General features: G+C 64.8%; 14 protein-coding genes. 8 read left to right on the top strand and 6 right to left on the bottom strand.

Annotated elements, in window-relative coordinates:
- Window positions 1–1,730: 1,730 nt before the first annotated feature.
- Window positions 1,731–2,435 (bottom strand): uracil-DNA glycosylase, encoded by a 705-nt coding sequence (locus RYL44_RS08425; protein WP_276740314.1) that lies wholly within the window; start codon window positions 2,433–2,435, stop codon window positions 1,731–1,733.
- A gap of 150 nt (window positions 2,436–2,585) precedes the next feature.
- Between RYL44_RS08425 and RYL44_RS08420 the strand changes: the two genes are divergently transcribed.
- Window positions 2,586–3,128, top strand: a complete 543-nt coding sequence (locus RYL44_RS08420) for a LytR C-terminal domain-containing protein (protein ID WP_276740321.1) — start codon at window positions 2,586–2,588, stop codon at window positions 3,126–3,128.
- Window positions 3,129–3,351: 223 nt separating this feature from the next.
- The gene (gene groL, locus RYL44_RS08415; RefSeq protein WP_073982902.1) at window positions 3,352–4,980 is read left to right on the top strand and encodes a chaperonin GroEL; all 1,629 of its coding nucleotides are present in this window, start codon (window positions 3,352–3,354) and stop codon (window positions 4,978–4,980) included.
- Between the two features lie 78 nt (window positions 4,981–5,058).
- Here groL and RYL44_RS08410 read toward each other — a convergent pair whose 3' ends face one another.
- The 4 genes from RYL44_RS08410 to RYL44_RS08395 all read right to left on the bottom strand — a co-directional run bounded on the left by RYL44_RS08410 (window position 5,059) and on the right by RYL44_RS08395 (window position 8,955).
- Window positions 5,059–5,352, bottom strand: coding sequence for a WXG100 family type VII secretion target (locus tag RYL44_RS08410; RefSeq protein WP_314803980.1), 294 nt, complete (start codon window positions 5,350–5,352; stop codon window positions 5,059–5,061).
- Window positions 5,353–5,633: 281 nt separating this feature from the next.
- Window positions 5,634–6,590: an HD domain-containing protein gene (locus tag RYL44_RS08405; RefSeq protein WP_314975691.1), complete on the bottom strand. Its 957-nt coding sequence runs from the start codon at window positions 6,588–6,590 to the stop codon at window positions 5,634–5,636.
- Between the two features lie 174 nt (window positions 6,591–6,764).
- Window positions 6,765–8,231 carry a sensor histidine kinase gene (locus tag RYL44_RS08400; protein WP_314975690.1) on the bottom strand — a complete coding sequence of 489 codons (1,467 nt, stop codon included), beginning with the start codon at window positions 8,229–8,231 and terminating at the stop codon, window positions 6,765–6,767.
- A 1-nt stretch (window position 8,232) separates the two neighbouring features.
- The gene (locus RYL44_RS08395; RefSeq protein ID WP_009055118.1) at window positions 8,233–8,955 is read right to left on the bottom strand and encodes a response regulator transcription factor; all 723 of its coding nucleotides are present in this window, start codon (window positions 8,953–8,955) and stop codon (window positions 8,233–8,235) included.
- A 126-nt stretch (window positions 8,956–9,081) separates the two neighbouring features.
- Here RYL44_RS08395 and RYL44_RS08390 point away from each other — a divergent pair, with 126 nt between their 5' ends.
- From RYL44_RS08390 to RYL44_RS08365, 6 genes are all read left to right on the top strand, one after another.
- Window positions 9,082–9,276 (top strand): hypothetical protein, encoded by a 195-nt coding sequence (locus tag RYL44_RS08390; protein ID WP_314975689.1) that lies wholly within the window; start codon window positions 9,082–9,084, stop codon window positions 9,274–9,276.
- A gap of 25 nt (window positions 9,277–9,301) precedes the next feature.
- Entirely contained in the window at window positions 9,302–10,189 is an 888-nt protein-coding gene (locus tag RYL44_RS08385) for a Rossmann-like and DUF2520 domain-containing protein (RefSeq protein WP_314975688.1), read from the top strand.
- 132 nt (window positions 10,190–10,321) lie between these two features.
- The gene (gene panC / locus RYL44_RS08380) at window positions 10,322–11,275 is read left to right on the top strand and encodes a pantoate--beta-alanine ligase (RefSeq protein ID WP_314975687.1); all 954 of its coding nucleotides are present in this window, start codon (window positions 10,322–10,324) and stop codon (window positions 11,273–11,275) included.
- Window positions 11,272–11,706: an aspartate 1-decarboxylase gene (gene panD, locus RYL44_RS08375; RefSeq protein WP_314975686.1), complete on the top strand. Its 435-nt coding sequence runs from the start codon at window positions 11,272–11,274 to the stop codon at window positions 11,704–11,706. Before panC ends, panD begins: the two co-directional genes overlap by 4 nt.
- 319 nt (window positions 11,707–12,025) lie before the next feature.
- Window positions 12,026–13,282 carry an ATP-binding protein gene (locus RYL44_RS08370; protein ID WP_314975685.1) on the top strand — a complete coding sequence of 419 codons (1,257 nt, stop codon included), beginning with the start codon at window positions 12,026–12,028 and terminating at the stop codon, window positions 13,280–13,282.
- Window positions 13,283–13,397: 115 nt separating this feature from the next.
- Entirely contained in the window at window positions 13,398–15,014 is a 1,617-nt protein-coding gene (locus RYL44_RS08365) for a lysine--tRNA ligase (protein ID WP_314975684.1), read from the top strand.
- 76 nt (window positions 15,015–15,090) lie between these two features.
- Here the strand turns inward: RYL44_RS08365 and RYL44_RS08360 are convergent, their stop codons facing one another.
- Window positions 15,091–16,032: a sugar-binding transcriptional regulator gene (locus RYL44_RS08360; RefSeq protein WP_314804044.1), complete on the bottom strand. Its 942-nt coding sequence runs from the start codon at window positions 16,030–16,032 to the stop codon at window positions 15,091–15,093.
- Between the last annotated feature and the right edge of the window lie 62 nt (window positions 16,033–16,094).

Below are 16,094 nucleotides of genomic sequence, written 5' to 3'. Positions count from 1 at the left end.
TCCTCATCGCAGGAGGCCTAGACGCCTCCACCCACACTCAACTCTGAAGAGCCGGTAAAGTCACCATTTTAGTTGGTCGCGTTCGCCTCGTTCCTGTGAATACAGCATCGCGGGCCCGTGAGTGGCTGCCCAATGATCCGTCACGGTGGGGCTTGGGCAGGTTGTTTACCTCGGCGGTATCCACCGTGCCAGGCCACTGGCGCGCCACCGGCTGCGCGACGAGCGGCAGCGCGAGCGGCGGAGTATGACTCCCGCCGGGCGGGCTTTCCACGAATGTCGCATGCAATTCCACCGACACTGTGTCGTACCGCGCATCCATGTCGTTAGAATTGCAACGTTTGTGGAAGCTGTTGAAAGTTCACTCAGTCGAATTGCATGCGAAACTGCTCCGAGCGCGAGCTGCCTGCGTTCCTCGCCGCGCACGTGAGCCCGACACTTCGCGCGTGGGTCCGATGGCATGCGCGTGGGTCCGACACTTCGCACGTGGGTCCGATGGCATGCGCGTGGGCGGCGCCGCCCCGGACCGCGGCCTCACCGCCAGCAAACGGGGGGAATCGCACCATGAGAGGCCCACGGTCGGGCTCGCCCCACGTCGAGGGTGCCACCAGACGGGGGGAATTGCACCAATAGAGGCGCGACACGCCGGCGACACGCCGAAGGGAGGCTTCTAATGGTGCAAAACCCCCATCGACAGCCCGAAATACACCCAGGCGCAGAGGGCGGAGGGTCCGGAGAGCACGGGCGCGCTTCGAGACACTTGGCTAGCCACGGCACCCGCGGGCGGAGACCCGACAACCTCCAGACAAATTTCGCACGTAATTTCCCTCGGTCACTTTTCGAGACTACCCGAAAACGTTGCAATTCCAACGATGTGGATTCAACATTTGAAGTAAACGCATGGGAATTACGTGCGACATTGATGGGCAGGGGCAGGGACTGGCCGAGCTTTGAGACGACACGCCGGCGACACGCCGAGGGGAGGCTTCTAATGGTGCAAAACCCCCATCATTGCCCCTGGTGTCATGCTCCCTCACGGATCCAATGCTCCCCAACGGGTTGAACACTCCCGATCAGGTGCAATCCTCCCGATGGTGTCCATCCTGTCGCAGGCGCGGCGGCGCGAGCGCGCTAGTCCGATGACGCCCCCTCGACGATGCCAGGGGCCTAGCCCAGAACAACGCGTTGTGCCCCATAACGCGCGTCTTCAGTCAGGTACACCGCGTCAGGGCCCGTATGGCGGGCGATCGCACGGAGGGCCACCGAGGGGCTACTCCCCATCAAGCGGGAGATGCGGACTCTCGCGCCACACAAGACCGGACGCCTACAGGCTACTCCCCATCAAGCGGGAGATGCGCCTCTGGGACAAGCCCGCATCCACCCCTGCCATGATCGCCGCGCGAGCCTGGGCCCAAGCATCCGAGGACTCCCCACAACCTGGCTCCAAACAGCATCACCGCTACACGACGATGCTGGTAGCTCATGAGACCGTCGGCTTGAGACAGCGGTGCCCATTTTCCGGATGCCGCATCCAGTCCAGCCCACAACGTCCAGTTCAGCCGACATGCACCCGGTTGTCACCTACGCGGCACCCTAACCGTTCTGGTGTATTCGATGGGAGAGAGAAGTATCCGCAGAGCCCCTCATCGTGGCACCCCTCATCGCGGCACTCCCCACCGCGGCGAGGACGCCGCCCGCGCGGCCCGCCCCGGCCTCGTCGTCTCCTTCCGCTCTTAGCGCACCAGCGACCAGTCGACGCCTGACGCACCCTGCTCCTCGAGCATCCGGTTCGCGCGCGAGAACGGACGGGACCCGAAAAACCCGCGGCGCGCCGACAAAGGTGAGGGATGCGGCGAAGCGATGACAGGAGTCTCACCCAGGCGTGGCATCAGAGACTGCGCGTCCTTGCCCCACAGAATCGCCACCAGCGGGGCGGGCGACCCATCCGGTCGACGTCGAGCCACCAGCGCGTCAATTGCGCACTGCGTGACCTCCTCCCACCCGCGCCCACGATGCGACGCGGGCGCTCCCGGGCGCACCGTCAGCACCCTATTCAACAAGCAAACACCCTGCTCGCTCCACGCCGTCAGATCGCCCGAAGAAGGCGGCTGGCATCCGATGTCCTCGCACAGCTCGCGGAAAATATTGACCAGAGACCTGGGGATCTGTACACCGGGGCGCACCGAAAATGACAAACCCATCGCGTGACCCGGGGTCGGGTACGGGTCCTGTCCCACGATCAGTACCTTCACCGAATCGAAGGGGTAGGTGAATGCGCGCAGCACATCCGTCCCCGCCGGCAGGTAGCCGCGCCCCTCGTCCACCTCGGCGGCCAGCATCGCGCCCAACTCGTGGACGCGGTCCTCGACCGGCGCCAGAGCCGCAGCCCATCCCGGATCGATCAGCTCGGACAGGGCGCGCGGATTGTAATCACTCATGACACCAGCCTAATGCCGCATGCCACCACACACCTCACGCCGGCCTCGCCCCTCCCGCGCGCCACACGCGACCGCACGCTGCTTTTCCGATAGTCTGAACGCGTGAGCTCTCAGTACCCCAGGGATGAATTTGATCGCGCCGGCGAGGAAATGCCAGTTGGCATGCATCGCCCCAAACCGTCTAAATGGAAGAACGTGTGGCCTTTCCTGGCCATCCTCGTGATCGTTCCCGCGCTCGGATGGGCTGCGGCGACCGCTCTGTCACGCCAACAAACCGTGACTGTCACCCCCACACCCGCCCCCGTGTCGACGATCACAGCTGCAACGCCGGAACAGAGCCCGGCGCCTACTACAGCCGCACCGTCGAACGAGGCAAGTGACCCCACGCCCTCGCCTAGTCCCTCTACGACGCCGGCCTCCTCCGTTCCTGACCACGGCGCCGTGATTCAGGTCCTCAACGGAACCGGCACCCAGGGGTATGCCAGTGCGCAGGCCGGCATCCTTAACCAGGCGGGCTATGCCGGGACTTCGGCGGCCAACGCTGACGGATGGGCTACCCAAACTTCGACCGTTTACTACGAGGATCCCAGCATGGAAGGCACCGCGAAGGATATTGCCTCCACGCTCGGAATTGATAATGTTCGCCAGGAAAGCGGCCTGGGGAATCCCGACATTGTCGTCGTCCTGCGCTGAATTGAGAGTTCTCAGCATTTGGGGACGCGGGTGTTACGCCCTGAGCGCATCGACCGCAAGGAAGCTCACCTCGCCTTGCACTCGATGCTGGCGAGTGCCAAAATCATTCTTAGCACTCCGACATAGAGAGTGATAAAACCATCGGTTCGATGAGGCCGCACCAAGCGCGGTCGTCCGTCGCGGGCATCGGACCCGATCCGCACCGCGGAAGGATGCATTTTCAATGAGCAAGATCATCAAGTTTGATGAGGATGCCCGTCGTGGCATGGAGAACGGCCTCAACCTGCTGGCCGACACCGTCAAGGTGACGCTTGGCCCCAAGGGCCGCAACGTCGTGCTCGACAAGAAGTGGGGCGCCCCCACGATCACCAAGGATGGCGTCTCCGTCGCCAAGGAAATCGACCTCGACGATCCCTTTGAGCGCATCGGCGCCGAGCTGGTCAAGGAAGTCGCCAAGAAGACTGACGACGTCGCTGGTGATGGCACCACGACCGCGACCGTCCTGGCCCAGGCACTGGTCCACGAGGGCCTGCGCAACGTCGCCGCCGGCTCTAACCCGATCGCTCTGAAGCGCGGCATCGACCAGGCCGTCGAGGCTATCGTCGCCCAACTGCACGCCGACGCAAAGCCCGTTGAAACTACCGAGCAGATCGCTGCCACAGCCTCCATCTCCGCCAACGATCCCGCCATCGGCAAGCTCATCGCCGAGGCCTTCGACAAGGTTGGCGCCGAGGGCGTCGTCACCGTTGAGGAGACCAACTCCTTCGACACCACCCTGGAGACCACCGAGGGTATGCGCTTCGACAAGGGCTACCTGTCGGCCTACTTCGTGACTGACCAGGAGCGCCAGGAAGCCGTCCTCGAGGATGCTTACGTCCTGCTGATGGACTCCAAGATCTCCAACGTGAAGGACATCGTCCCGGTCCTGGAAAAGGTCATGCAGACCGGCAAGCCCCTGGCGATTATCGCCGAGGACATTGAGGGCGAAGCCCTGGCTACGCTCGTTGTTAACAAGATTCGCGGCACCTTCAAGTCTGTGGCTGTCAAGGCCCCTGGCTTCGGTGAGCGCCGCAAGGCGATGCTGCAGGACATGGCCATCCTGACGGGTGGCCAGGTCATCTCCGAGACGGTGGGTCTGTCCCTCGAAAACGCGGACCTGGAGCTGTTGGGCCGCGCCCGCAAGATTGTTGTCTCCAAGGATGAGACCACCATCGTTGAGGGAGCTGGCGACAAGGATATGCTGGCTGCGCGCGTGCGCCAGATCCGTCAGGAGATCGAGAACACCGACTCTGACTACGACCGTGAGAAGCTGCAGGAACGCCTCGCGAAGCTGGCCGGCGGCGTTGCCGTCATCAAGTCCGGTGCGGCCACCGAGGTTGAGCTCAAGGAACGCAAGCACCGCATTGAGGATGCTGTTCGTAACGCTCGTGCGGCTTCCGAAGAGGGCTTGGTCGCTGGCGGCGGTGTCGCCCTGATCCAGGCTGCCGCCGTGGCGCTGCCCGCGCTTGATCACCTTGACGGTGACGAGGCGACCGGCGTGAACATTGTTCGCTTGGCTGTTTCTGCTCCCCTTAAGCAGATCGCTGAGAACGCGGGCGTTGAGGGCGGCGTGGTTGCCGACCGTGTCGCGAACATGGACCCGGGCTTTGGCTTGAACGCTGCAACCGGCGAGTACACGGACCTGATGGCCGCTGGCATCTCTGACCCGGTCAAGGTCACCCGTTCGGCGCTGCAGAACGCCGCGTCGATCGCGGGAATGTTCCTCACTACCGAGGCCGTTGTCGCCGACAAGCCCGAGCCGCCGGCTGCCGGTGGCGACGAGGCTGGCGCTGGCATGGGCGGCATGTACTGAGCCACTCAGTTTCGCGCTGATCCGTAGGGGGCGGGACTCGTTAGGGTCTCGCCCCCGGCGTGTATTTTCAGCGTGTACCTAGGCGTTTGCGAAAAGCGATGTGGAGTGCGCTTCTGCTTCCGTGTAAGTTGAGGCAGCGGCTTGCAGCTGCGTGGAAATCGAGTCGAGGGCATCGTGCGTCTGTGCTTGGACGCTCTGCCATTGCGTGATGGTCGCTTGAAAGTTTGCTTGGGCGCCGCCGCTCCAGGAGTCCTGGAGCGCGAGCAACTGCGCCATGAGGGTGTCGACTTCGGTGCGGATCGTTGATGCGGTCATGCATGCCTGTGCGGAGGCGGCAGATACTTGCTCGGCGTCAACGGCGTATGCGGTCATGATGTCACTCCTTTGTGGGACCCCGGGTGGGTCCGTCGCTGATGACACTACGCGCGTGCGGGCGCGTGATCGAGGCAGAATCAACGTCCTGTGGATAACTGTCTGCGACGAACAGCGCCTGTGGATAGCTCTCGGGTTGGGGTGTGTTGTCCGTTGTCGGAGGCGAGGTGGGGTCGGGCTTCGAGACGACGCGCCGAACGAAGCTCGCTGCGCGGACGGGTGGGTTGGCGCCAATGGGTGCTCAAAGCGGCGCGGCCTCAGCGCAGGGTACAGCGGCCTCGTCAGTCGGTGTTGGGCAGATCCAGCGACTCGACAGCAGACTCGAGAGAGGAGGTTGCTTCCGCTTCCTCGTCCGCGTCACGGGGTTCTTCAATCTTGCGCGGTAGGATGCCGGTTGTGGTGACTTCGTCGTCTGCGCTGTGGACGGGGGCGCGCTTCTTGATGGAGCGGCGCTTGATGATCAGCGTGCCGGTCGTTGTCGTGGAGTCTTCAACGATTTCGTCGCTGTCGTCGGGGTCGTCGGGGTCGTCGGAGTCATTATCGGCTTCGCGCAGCTTGGCTTTCTCTCGTTCGAGGCGCGTTAGCTCGTGTTCGAGGTTTGCTCGTGCGGGGTCTTCCCACGCGGAGCCTAGCGGCGACTGGTAGATCGTTTCGTAGCTGAGTAGCTTTTTGAGCAGGGCGATGCGTGCCTTGATGAATTGCAGGTCGTCGAGTTCACTGAGTTCGGCGCGCAGGGCGCAGCGGATCTTTTTGTATTCTTGCGGGCTGACGGACAAGCCTGCCAGGTCTGCGTCGACGAGGACCTGTGCGTCAAAATCGGTGCGTGGGGCGCGGTGGCGCGTGACGAAGGCGATGAGTTCGTCGATACGCACGACGACTTCGTCGGGGACGCCGAGGTTGGTGAGGCGATTGTGTGCGTGGTCGATGCAGCGGGTGGCGGCGAAGTTTGCTTGGAAGCCGCCGAGCTTAATTTCGAGGGCTTTGTTGAGGAAGGCGCCGTAATACCAGGCTGCGACCCGTAAGATGTCAGGATCGTGCGCGGACGAAGCGATTTCGTCGATGTGGGTGAGCGTGTTCATGAGTCGACGCAGGTTGTGCAACTGACGCTCAGGGGCGTTCCATCGCTGTATGAGGTCTGCGCCCTCATGTTCAAGTTCTGCATCGGTCGCGGTCGCGCCGATCTGCTGCATGGCGTCGACGAACGACGTCAGCAGCCACTGAGGTGCTTGTGCACCCATGGGCCACTCTCCTTGTTGAGGAATATCCAGCCATGCTAGTGCGCTTTTGTGCTCAGGTCATGTTCGGCGGTGAAAAATTGGGGGGATTCAGAAGGGTTTATCGTGAACTGTGTAGTGAGAAAAGCCGATGAAGAAGCGAAAAAGTCGCGGGTGTTAGTCTGTGCGTTATGTCCTTCACGCTGTCGGCAGTTCGATGCGGACGGTGAGGCCCCCGCCCTTTGTTTTTGTCAGTGATACGTTTCCGCGATGGGCTGCGAGGATGCCGGAGACGATAGCGAGTCCGAGGCCGGAACCGCCGGACTTGCGGTTGCGGGAGGAATCGGCGCGGTAGAAGCGCTCGAAGACGCGACCGCGGTCGGTTTCGTCGATGCCGGGTCCGTGGTCGCGTAGTTCGACGATTGCGGTGTCTGCGCTGCGTCCGAGAGCGATTTCGACGGGGGAACCCTGGGGTGTATAGCGCACGATGTTGCCGATGAGGTTCGTGAAGACCTGGGAGATACGGTCTCGGTCGCCGGGTACGACGAGGGTCATGGGGGGTGTGCGTCCGTTGGTGCCGATGAGCCCGACGGTGCGCGTGGGGTCGAGTGCTTGCAGGTCGAAGATGGCGTTGTCGGCGAGTTTGACCAGGTCTATGTCGGTGATGTCGAGTGGGCGGCCTTCGTCGAGGCGGGCGAGGGTCAGGAGGTCTTCGACGAGGTTCGCCATGCGGGAGGACTCTGAGCTGATACGCCCCATGACCTCGTCGATTCGTTCGTCTGGTACGCCGCCCATCGCGTAGAGTTCGCAGTATCCGGAGATCGCTGCCAGGGGGGTTCGCAGTTCGTGGGAGGCGTCGGAGACGAAGCGTTTGATTTTTCTTTCCGAGGCTTGGCGTGCTTCGAAGGATTGCTCGACCTGGGTGAGCATGGAGTTGAGTGAGAGGGAGAGGGAACCGACTTCGGTGGTGGGCGGGTGCGGGGTGACGCGCTTGGTGAGGTCTCCGGCAGCGATTTTTCCGGCGGTGGATTCGATGGAGCGCAGGGGCAGGAGGGCGCGACGCACGAGGACGCGGCCTGCCCATCCGCCGATGAGGACGATGATTGAGCCGGCGACGGTGAAGTAGGAGGCCGTGGTGCGCAGGGTGTGCTGGACGTCGGACAGGGGCAGGGCGATCGTCATGTACCCGGAGAAGACGCCGGAGTCCTGGTCGTAGACGGGGACGACGAGCGCGCGCCATCCGAGGCCCATCTTCGAGGAGGAAACGGTGATGGGCAGCGTTCGGAAGGAGGAGATGGGGGCGGAGGAGGTGTCGACGAGGTCGGGCAGGTTGGGTTTGCCCGAGGCCTTGAGGGTGTCCTCGGAGTAGAAGTAGCGGTCGTTTCCGCTGGTGTCACGGATCTGAATGTAATAGAGGGTGGGGATGGCGCCCTGGCCGTCGGCGGAGAAGGTTGCGGTGGAGGCGGAGATCTGGAGGGTGTGCGCGGTGGCGATCAGCTGGTCGTCGATCTGCGAGGTCAGGTGGCGTTGGAGGAGGCCGATCATGACCGTGCCGGACAGTGAGAGGCCGACGGCGAGCAGGAGGGTGATGAGCGTGACGAGCTGTGAAGACAGGGGTTTGGCGTCCCACCAGGCCTCGACGCGTTGAGCCAGGCTGGGGTGCACGTTACTCCTCGGCGCGCAGGATGTAGCCCACGCCTCGCTTGGTGTGGATGAGTTCCCCGGACGCGCCCTCGACTGCGAGCTTGCGGCGCAGGTAGGAGATGTAGGACTCGACGATGGCGACCTCGCCGTCCCAGTCGTATTCCCACACGTGGTCGAGGATCTGCATCTTGGAGACCACACGCCCGGCGTTGATGACGAGGTAGCGCAGGAGCTTGAACTCGGTGGGGGACAGGTCGATAGGGACGCCTGCGCGCGTGACTTCGTGCGCGTCTTCGTCGATGACCAGGTCTCCGACGCGTAGGAAGGCGTCGTCCTCCTCGGCGCCCATCGTGCGGCGAAGGATGGCGCGGATGCGTGCGACGACCTCTTCGAGGCCGAAGGGTTTGGTGACGTAGTCGTCGCCGCCGACGGTCAGGCCTTGGATCTTGTCGCGCATGTCGTCGCGCGCGGTGAGGAAGAGGACGGGGGTGGTGATGCCGGCGTCGCGCAGGCGGCGCGTGACGGTGAAGCCGTCCATGTCGGGGAGCATGACGTCGAGGACGATCAGGTCGGGGCGCGAGGCTTGGGCTTCGTGGAATGCGCCGCTTCCGTCCTCGGCGGTGACGACGTCGAAGCCGGCGAAGCGCAGGGAGGAGGCGAGGAGGTCGCGGATGTTGGGTTCGTCGTCGACGACGAGCAGTTTTGCCTCTGTTCCGGTGGTGCTCATGGTGTCAGTGTCGCCCATGAGTCTGAATGTTTCCTGGGAGGTGGGTGTGAGTCGTGCGGCGATGTCGGCGTCTGTCTCTCGCGTGAATCGGCCCCCTGTGCGGTGCGTCAGGGGCCCATCCAGCGGTGGCGAAGCGTCGCCTCGGTGCGCGCGGAGCTGGTCCCTGGCCCGGTCTCGTCGATGGCCGAGCACGTCGAGGCGGGCCGTTCCCTGGAGCTGTGGGCTAACCTTTCCGAGGCCTCGAAGGTTCGCCGCGAGGCTGAGGCCCCCGAACGCTGGCTCTCGCGCGTCACCGAGGTCGTCGAGGCGACCTCGCGCGAGACGGCGCGCGGCGAGTAAGGCGCAGATCGGCGACAATGACACCATGAGCACCCCCGGACGCCTCGGTATCGGCATCATTGGTATGGGCCACGTCGGCCCCGTCATCGGTTCCGCCCTGCGCGCCGTCGGGCACCAGATCGTCGCCGTGTCCGCCTCGTCGGAGGCCTCGCGCGAACGGGCCGACGCGATGCTGCCCGGGGTGCCCATGGCGTCCCCCGAGGAGGTCGCCCGACGCTCCGAGGTCGTCATCCTGGCCGTGCCCGACGACCAGATCGGCCCCCTCGCCTCCGGCCTCGCCGACCTCGGCGCCTGGCAGAGTGGCCACATCGTCATCCACCTGTCGGGCGCCTCGGGCGTCGGGCTGCTGGCGCCGGCCTCGACCGCCGGAGCGATCCCTCTGGCAATCCACCCGGCGATGACCTTCACGGGGACCAGCGTCGACGTGGCCCGCCTCGTGGGCACCCCCTTCGCGGTGACGGCGGCGGCGCCCTTCCTGCCGATCGCCCAGGCCCTCGTCGTCGAAATGGGCGGCGAACCCGTCGTCGTCGCCGAGGAGGACCGCCCCCTGTACCACGCGGGCCTCGCCCACGGCGCCAACTTCATCGCCGGCATCACCGTCCAGACGACGCGCATCCTCGCCGCGGCCGGCATCGAGAACCCCGCCCTGTACGTGCGCCCCCTCCTCGAGGCCGCCCTCGACCGGGCTCTCACCGAGGGCGTCGCGGGCATCTCCGGACCCGCCGCCCGCGGGGACGCGGGCACCATCGCGGCCCACGCCCGCTGCCTCGGCTCGCGCGAGGAACTCGCGGGGGAGCGCGACACCTACGCGGACATGACACGCGCCCTGACCCGCCTGCTGCGCGATGCGCGTCTCCTCGACGAGCGAGCCGCGACCGCCGTCGAGGCGGCCCTCCTCGACCCCGGCGCCTGACCCCAGGCATCCACCGGCCCCCTGCGGGCGCGATCCCGCCGACCGCGCCCACGCCTCGTCCCCCACAGAGCGAGGCGTGAGGATAGCGACTCTATTTCGCCCAGGGCATGCGACATTTGCAAGAATGGAAACATGACCAACCGTCCCATCCTGACCCACACGCGCGCCCAGCTGGCCGAGGCGCTGACCAAGCTGCCCGGCACGAAGGCGCTCGTCATGACCATGGGCGCCCTGCACAATGGGCACCTGCAGCTCGTGCGCGAGGCCCGCGAACTGGCTGATCACGTCATCGTTACAATCTTCGTCAACCCCACGCAATTCGCGCCCGGCGAAGACTACGACGCCTACCCGCGCACCCTGGACGCGGACATGGACGCCCTCGAGGCGGTCGGCGCGGACCTCGTGTGGGCGCCCGCGCCCCAGGACGTGTACCCCACACCCGCGACCGTCACCATCGACCCGGGTCCCATCGCGCGCGTCCTCGAGGGCAAAACGCGCCCCACGCACTTCGCGGGCGTCGCCCTCGTGTGCTCCAAAGTCGTGAACCTCGTGCGCCCCGACGTCGCCCTGTACGGCCAGAAGGACGCCCAGCAGCTGGCCGTCCTGCGCACCGTCTTCACCCAGCTCGACATCCCCGTGCGCGTCCACGCCGTCCCGATCGTGCGCGCCGAGGACGGCGTCGCCCTGTCCAGCCGCAACCAGTACCTCAGTGACGAGGAACGCATCCGCGCCCGTGCGCTCTCGCGCGCCCTTCGCCGCGGTGCCGACGTCGCCGAGGCCGGGGCCGCTCCCGCGGACATCGTGGCGCAGTGCCGCGCGGTCATCGACGCTGAGGGCGGCATCGACCTGGACTACATTGCGCTCGTGGACGCGGGGACCTTCGAGATCCTCGCGGGCACCGAGTCCGTGCCCGTCGGCGAGGGCGCAGCCGCGCCCACCATGTTGTCCGACGGCTCGCGCGAAGGGCGCCTCCTCATCGCCGCCAAGGTGGGCACGACCCGCCTCATCGACAACATGGAGGTGCCGCTGCGCGGCGCCTCCACACCCGTCGGCCGTCTCGCCGAGCGCGCGGGGGAGCTCGCATGATGGAAATGACGCGCGAGATGGCGATCGGCAAGATCCACCGCGCCGTCGTCACCGGCGCCGACCTGCACTACGTCGGCTCGATCACCGTGGACGAGGACCTGCTGGACGCCGCGAACATCGTGCCCGGCCAGAAGGTCGACATCGTCGACGTCAACAACGGCGAGCGCCTCTCGACCTACACGATCGCCGGCGAGCGCGGCAGCGGCACAATCCAGCTCAACGGCGCCGCCGCCCACAAGGTGAGTGTCGGCGACCTCGTCATTATCATGGCCTACGCCCAGGTGCCCGAATCCCTCGTGCGCACCATGAAGCCGTCCGTCGTCTTCGTCGACGGCTCCAACCGGATCGTCAGCGCCGGAAACCACGCGGGCACGGTTCCCGAGGACTCGCAGCGCGCCCGAGAGCTGGGCCTGAAGAGCTCCGGCGTCTGACCAACGCTTGACAGCACGGGCAAGCGCCCACTGGTGACAGTGGGCGCTTCGCGTATCTCGGGCCCTTTCATGCGCGCGTTAACCCCAGTGGAGGCAGTGTGGGTGCCCTGCCTCCGTTGCCACCAGTGGGGCCCAGCTGCCGTGAAGAGGTGACGCTCACGCCGAGGCAGGCACAACATGCGCAACTTTACGTCCGAAACGCGCGCTAAAATGAAGCCAAAACATGCGCTAATGTCCGTCCAAAACATGCGCTAAAATGCGGCCAAAACATGCGCTACAACAGCTTCATGTGTTACTTTTTGCTTGAAAGAGAGGGAAAATGTACCGGTCGCGTATTCTTGATCGCAGCGTCGAATCTGCATTGCGAACCTCGGGTGGTGTGCTGATCGATGGTGTCCGTGCGTCCGGCAAGACGCAGACGGGGCGCCACCACGCCGCATCGGTCGTGATCCTCGATGATGGTTCGCCTAGTGTTGCAGCTGCTCTCCAGGTGGATCCGCGCTTGTTGCTCGAGGGCGAGACTCCGCGCCTCGTTGATGAGTGGCAGCTGGCGCCCGAGCTGTGGAATACGGCCAGGCATGAGATCGATCGGCGTGGCATGAAGGGCCAGTTCATCTTCACCGGGTCATCGGTTCCCGCTCAGGATGCGATGCGACACTCCGGTGCACACAGATTCGTACGTCTGCGGATGCGCCCTATGACTCTCGAAGAACGTGGGCTAGGAGTTGGAACCGTCTCGCTCGGGGGCCTCTTTGACGGTGATCTGCCCACCCCTGCTCTCACCTCGCCGATGGATGTTCCCACAATGCTCTCTGCCCTCGTGCATGGAGGGTGGCCCGCAGACCTTGATTTGGCAGAGAAGGACGCCCAGCGTAATCTGCGCGCCTACCTTGAGGATGTTGCTGTCAGTGACATTGCGCGCCTGGATGATGAACCTCGCCGTAACCCACGAACAGTGACAGCTTTGCTGCGCTCGCTGGCGCGCAACCTGTCGTCCGAGCTGAAGCTGACAACGATCGCGGCGGATATGCGAGGCGTGGGTGATATTCAGCCGCGTACCGTTAGCGGGTACATCGGTTCGTTGGAACGTATCTTCCTCGTCGAGGAACAAGACGCGTGGTCTCCACAGATACGCTCGAAGACTGCTATTCGCTCCGCCTCTAAGGTTCACTTTGTTGATCCGGCGCTGGCTGCTGCGGCCTTGGGAGCATCCTCGCGTAAGCTGCTCGCGGACTTGAACACGGCGGGACTCTGGTTCGAATCGATGGTCGTCCAGCACCTGCGCACCTACATGCAGGAGCTTGGGGGGCAGGTCATGCACTACCGAGATAAGGCGGGACGAGAGGTCGATGTGATTGTCGAGCTCCCTGATGGTCGATGGGGAGCGATTGAGGTCAAGCTCGGGCAACCCGCGATACCTGCTGGAGCCAAGAGTCTGATGCGATTCCTTGAGGTGGTTGACGATGAGCGTATGGGAGTGCCTTCCTTCGCTGCTGTCGTGACGGCAGATGGTCCAACGATGACGCTCGAGGGCGGGGTTACCACGTTCTCACTGGCCGCTCTCACCGCCTCATGAACGAACGTCGGGGAGTCCCACTGACAGCGCGAGAAGGAAACGGGCCGAACGCTTCGTGAGCAGCCCAACCGGGCCCCTGCCTCGTCGCGAGGCTAAATCCCGGTACGATAGGCGCATGACCGATTGTTCTACACCCACGCCCTCCCCCGCAGACGACACCCCCGAGCAGGTCAAGGTTCGCGCGGCCAAGCGCGCGCGCCTCATGGAGGCCGGCATCCCCGCCTACCCAGTGCGCCTGCCGATCACGACGACGATTAAGAAGGTGCGCGAGAAGTACGCCCACCTCGAGGTCGGCGAAGAGACCGAGGACTACGTGGGCCTGGCGGGCCGCGTCATTCTCGCGCGCAACGGCGGCAAGCTCTGCTTCGCGACCCTCATGGACGGTGAGGGCAACAGGATTCAGGTCATGCTCTCCGCGGCGTCCGTCGGTGCCGATTCGTTGGCCGCCTACAAGAACGACGTCGACCTGGGTGATCACCTCTTCGTCCACGGTCGCGTGATCTCCTCGCGCCGCGGCGAACTCTCGATCTTCGCGACCCCCGCCGAGGTCACCTCCGAGGCGCAGGCCGCCTACGACGCCGCTCCCACGGCGCTGCCCGCCCCCGATGCTTCCTGGGCCATCGCCTCCAAGGCGCTGCGTCCCCTACCTAAAACCTGGACGACCGAGGCTGGCGAAGAGATTACGCTGTCCGAAGATCAGCGTATTCGCCGCCGTGAGCTCGACCTGATCACGCGCCCGGCCGCGCGCGACATGGTCCGCATTCGCGCGGCCGTCAACCGCTCGCTTCGTGAAAACTTCTTCCGTCGCGACTACATCGAGCTGGAAACGCCGATGCTGCAGGCGATTCACGGCGGCGCAGCGGCGCGTCCCTTCGTCACGCACATGAATGCGCTCGACATGGACCTCTACCTGCGTATTGCGACGGAAATCTACCTGAAGCGTGCTGTCGTTGGCGGCGTTGATCGTGTCTTCGAAATCAACCGCAACTTCCGAAACGAGGGAATGGATTCCTCGCATAGCCCTGAGTTCACGGCCTTGGAGGCCTACGAGGCTTACTCGGACTACAACGGTATGGCGGACCTGACGCGCGATCTCATCCAGCAGGCTGCGCGTGACGCCTTCGACCTGTCTGAGGGTGAGGAGGTTGTGCGCCTGGCGGACGGCACCGAGTACGACCTGTCAGGTGAGTGGGACCGCATTGACCTGTATGGCTCGACGTCGGAGGCCCTGGGCGAGGAGGTCACGGTGGAGACGCCGCGCGAGACCCTCGTCAAGTACGCCGAGCGCATCGGCTTGGAGGTCGACGACTACGCCGTGTCCGGCAAGATCGTCGAAGACATCTTCGAGGAGCTCGTCGCCTCCAAGCTGTGGGCGCCGACCTTCGTCTATGACTTCCCGGAGGACACCTCTCCGCTGACCCGCTACCACCGCTCGCGCCCCGGCCTGACGGAAAAGTGGGACCTGTACGTGCGCGGCTTCGAGACGGGCACCGCCTACTCCGAGCTGGCCGACCCCGTCGTTCAGCGTGAGCGTTTCGAGGCGCAGGCCCTCGCGGCCGCCAACGGCGACCCTGAGGCCATGGTCCTCGACGAGGACTTCCTCGTCGCTATGGAGCAGGGCTTCCCGCCGTGCGGCGGCATGGGCATGGGTATCGACCGCCTGCTGATGGTCCTGACCGGCCAGGGTATCCGCGAGACGATTCCGTTCCCGCTGGTCAAGCGCCTGGGCTGAGCCGATCGACAATGTGGCTCCGGCCTCGTTCGTTCAGCGGACGAGGCCGGGGCTTAGTTGCGTGGGGTGGCCGGGGTCAGGGGCGTGTGCGCTTTTTGAGGGCGCGCGTGTGGACGAGGTCGAGGAGTTCGTGTGCGGCGCCGTCGTCGAGGACGAGGTCGGTGGCGACTCCGGCGCGTAGGGCGCCGAGGAGTGGCAGGGCTTTGGAGGCGCCGGAGACGACGCATAGGCGTCGCGGGATCCTCTTCAGGGTGGAGGGGCAGGGACCCGAAGCCCGCTCGTTGAGGTGCATGTTCGTCGAGCCGTCTTCGCGGATGAGGACGGTGCACACGTCGCCGACGACGCCGTCGTTTTGTGCGGAGGCGATCTCGTCGGGTTCGAGGAATCCGCCCGAGTAGACGTGGGAGGGCAGGCGTGCGGACATGGATCCGACGCCGAAGAGGGCGACGTCGGCGTTGTCGATCGTGTTGAGGACGGATTGGACGGAGCGTTCGCGCCAGAGGGCTTCTTTGGTGTCGGCGTAGTCGAAGAAGGCGGGCACGGGGAAGTTGACGATGCGCCCGCCGATGGCCTTGGCCGCGCAGGACATGATGGCCTCCGCGTAGGGCATGCCGGACTCGGTGGCGGTCGCGGCACCGTTGAGCTGGACGACCGTCGAACCGGCGAAGGTGACGTGGGGCATGGCGCGGGTGACCTCGGCGGTTGTGTTGCCCCACGCGATGCCGAGGGTGACTCCGGGGAAGAGCATGTCGACGAGGTGCTCGGCGGCAACCAGGGCGACGTTGTGGAGCCTATTGACCTCGGTGTGGACGTCGTGGACGGGCACGACGGATACCTGGACTCCGAAGAGGTCTGCGATTTGCCCGGCAAGGGTTCCTTTGGTGCCCGGGGATGCGGACACGGAGATGCGCACGAGCCCGACCTCGCGGGCGTGTGCGAGCAGTCGGGATACGGATGAGCGCGATATTTGCAGGTGGCGAGCGATTGTTTCCATCGTCTGACCCTGCAGGTAGTACATTGAGGCTGCCTCATGCGCCTGTTCGTCACGTATTGTCACGTTTTCTAGTGTGCCATGCACAA

The organism is Actinomyces bouchesdurhonensis, from assembly GCF_963540955.1.
GTDB lineage: Bacteria > Actinomycetota > Actinomycetes > Actinomycetales > Actinomycetaceae > Pauljensenia > Pauljensenia bouchesdurhonensis.
This window is presented reverse-complemented; position numbering and strand designations above follow the sequence as displayed.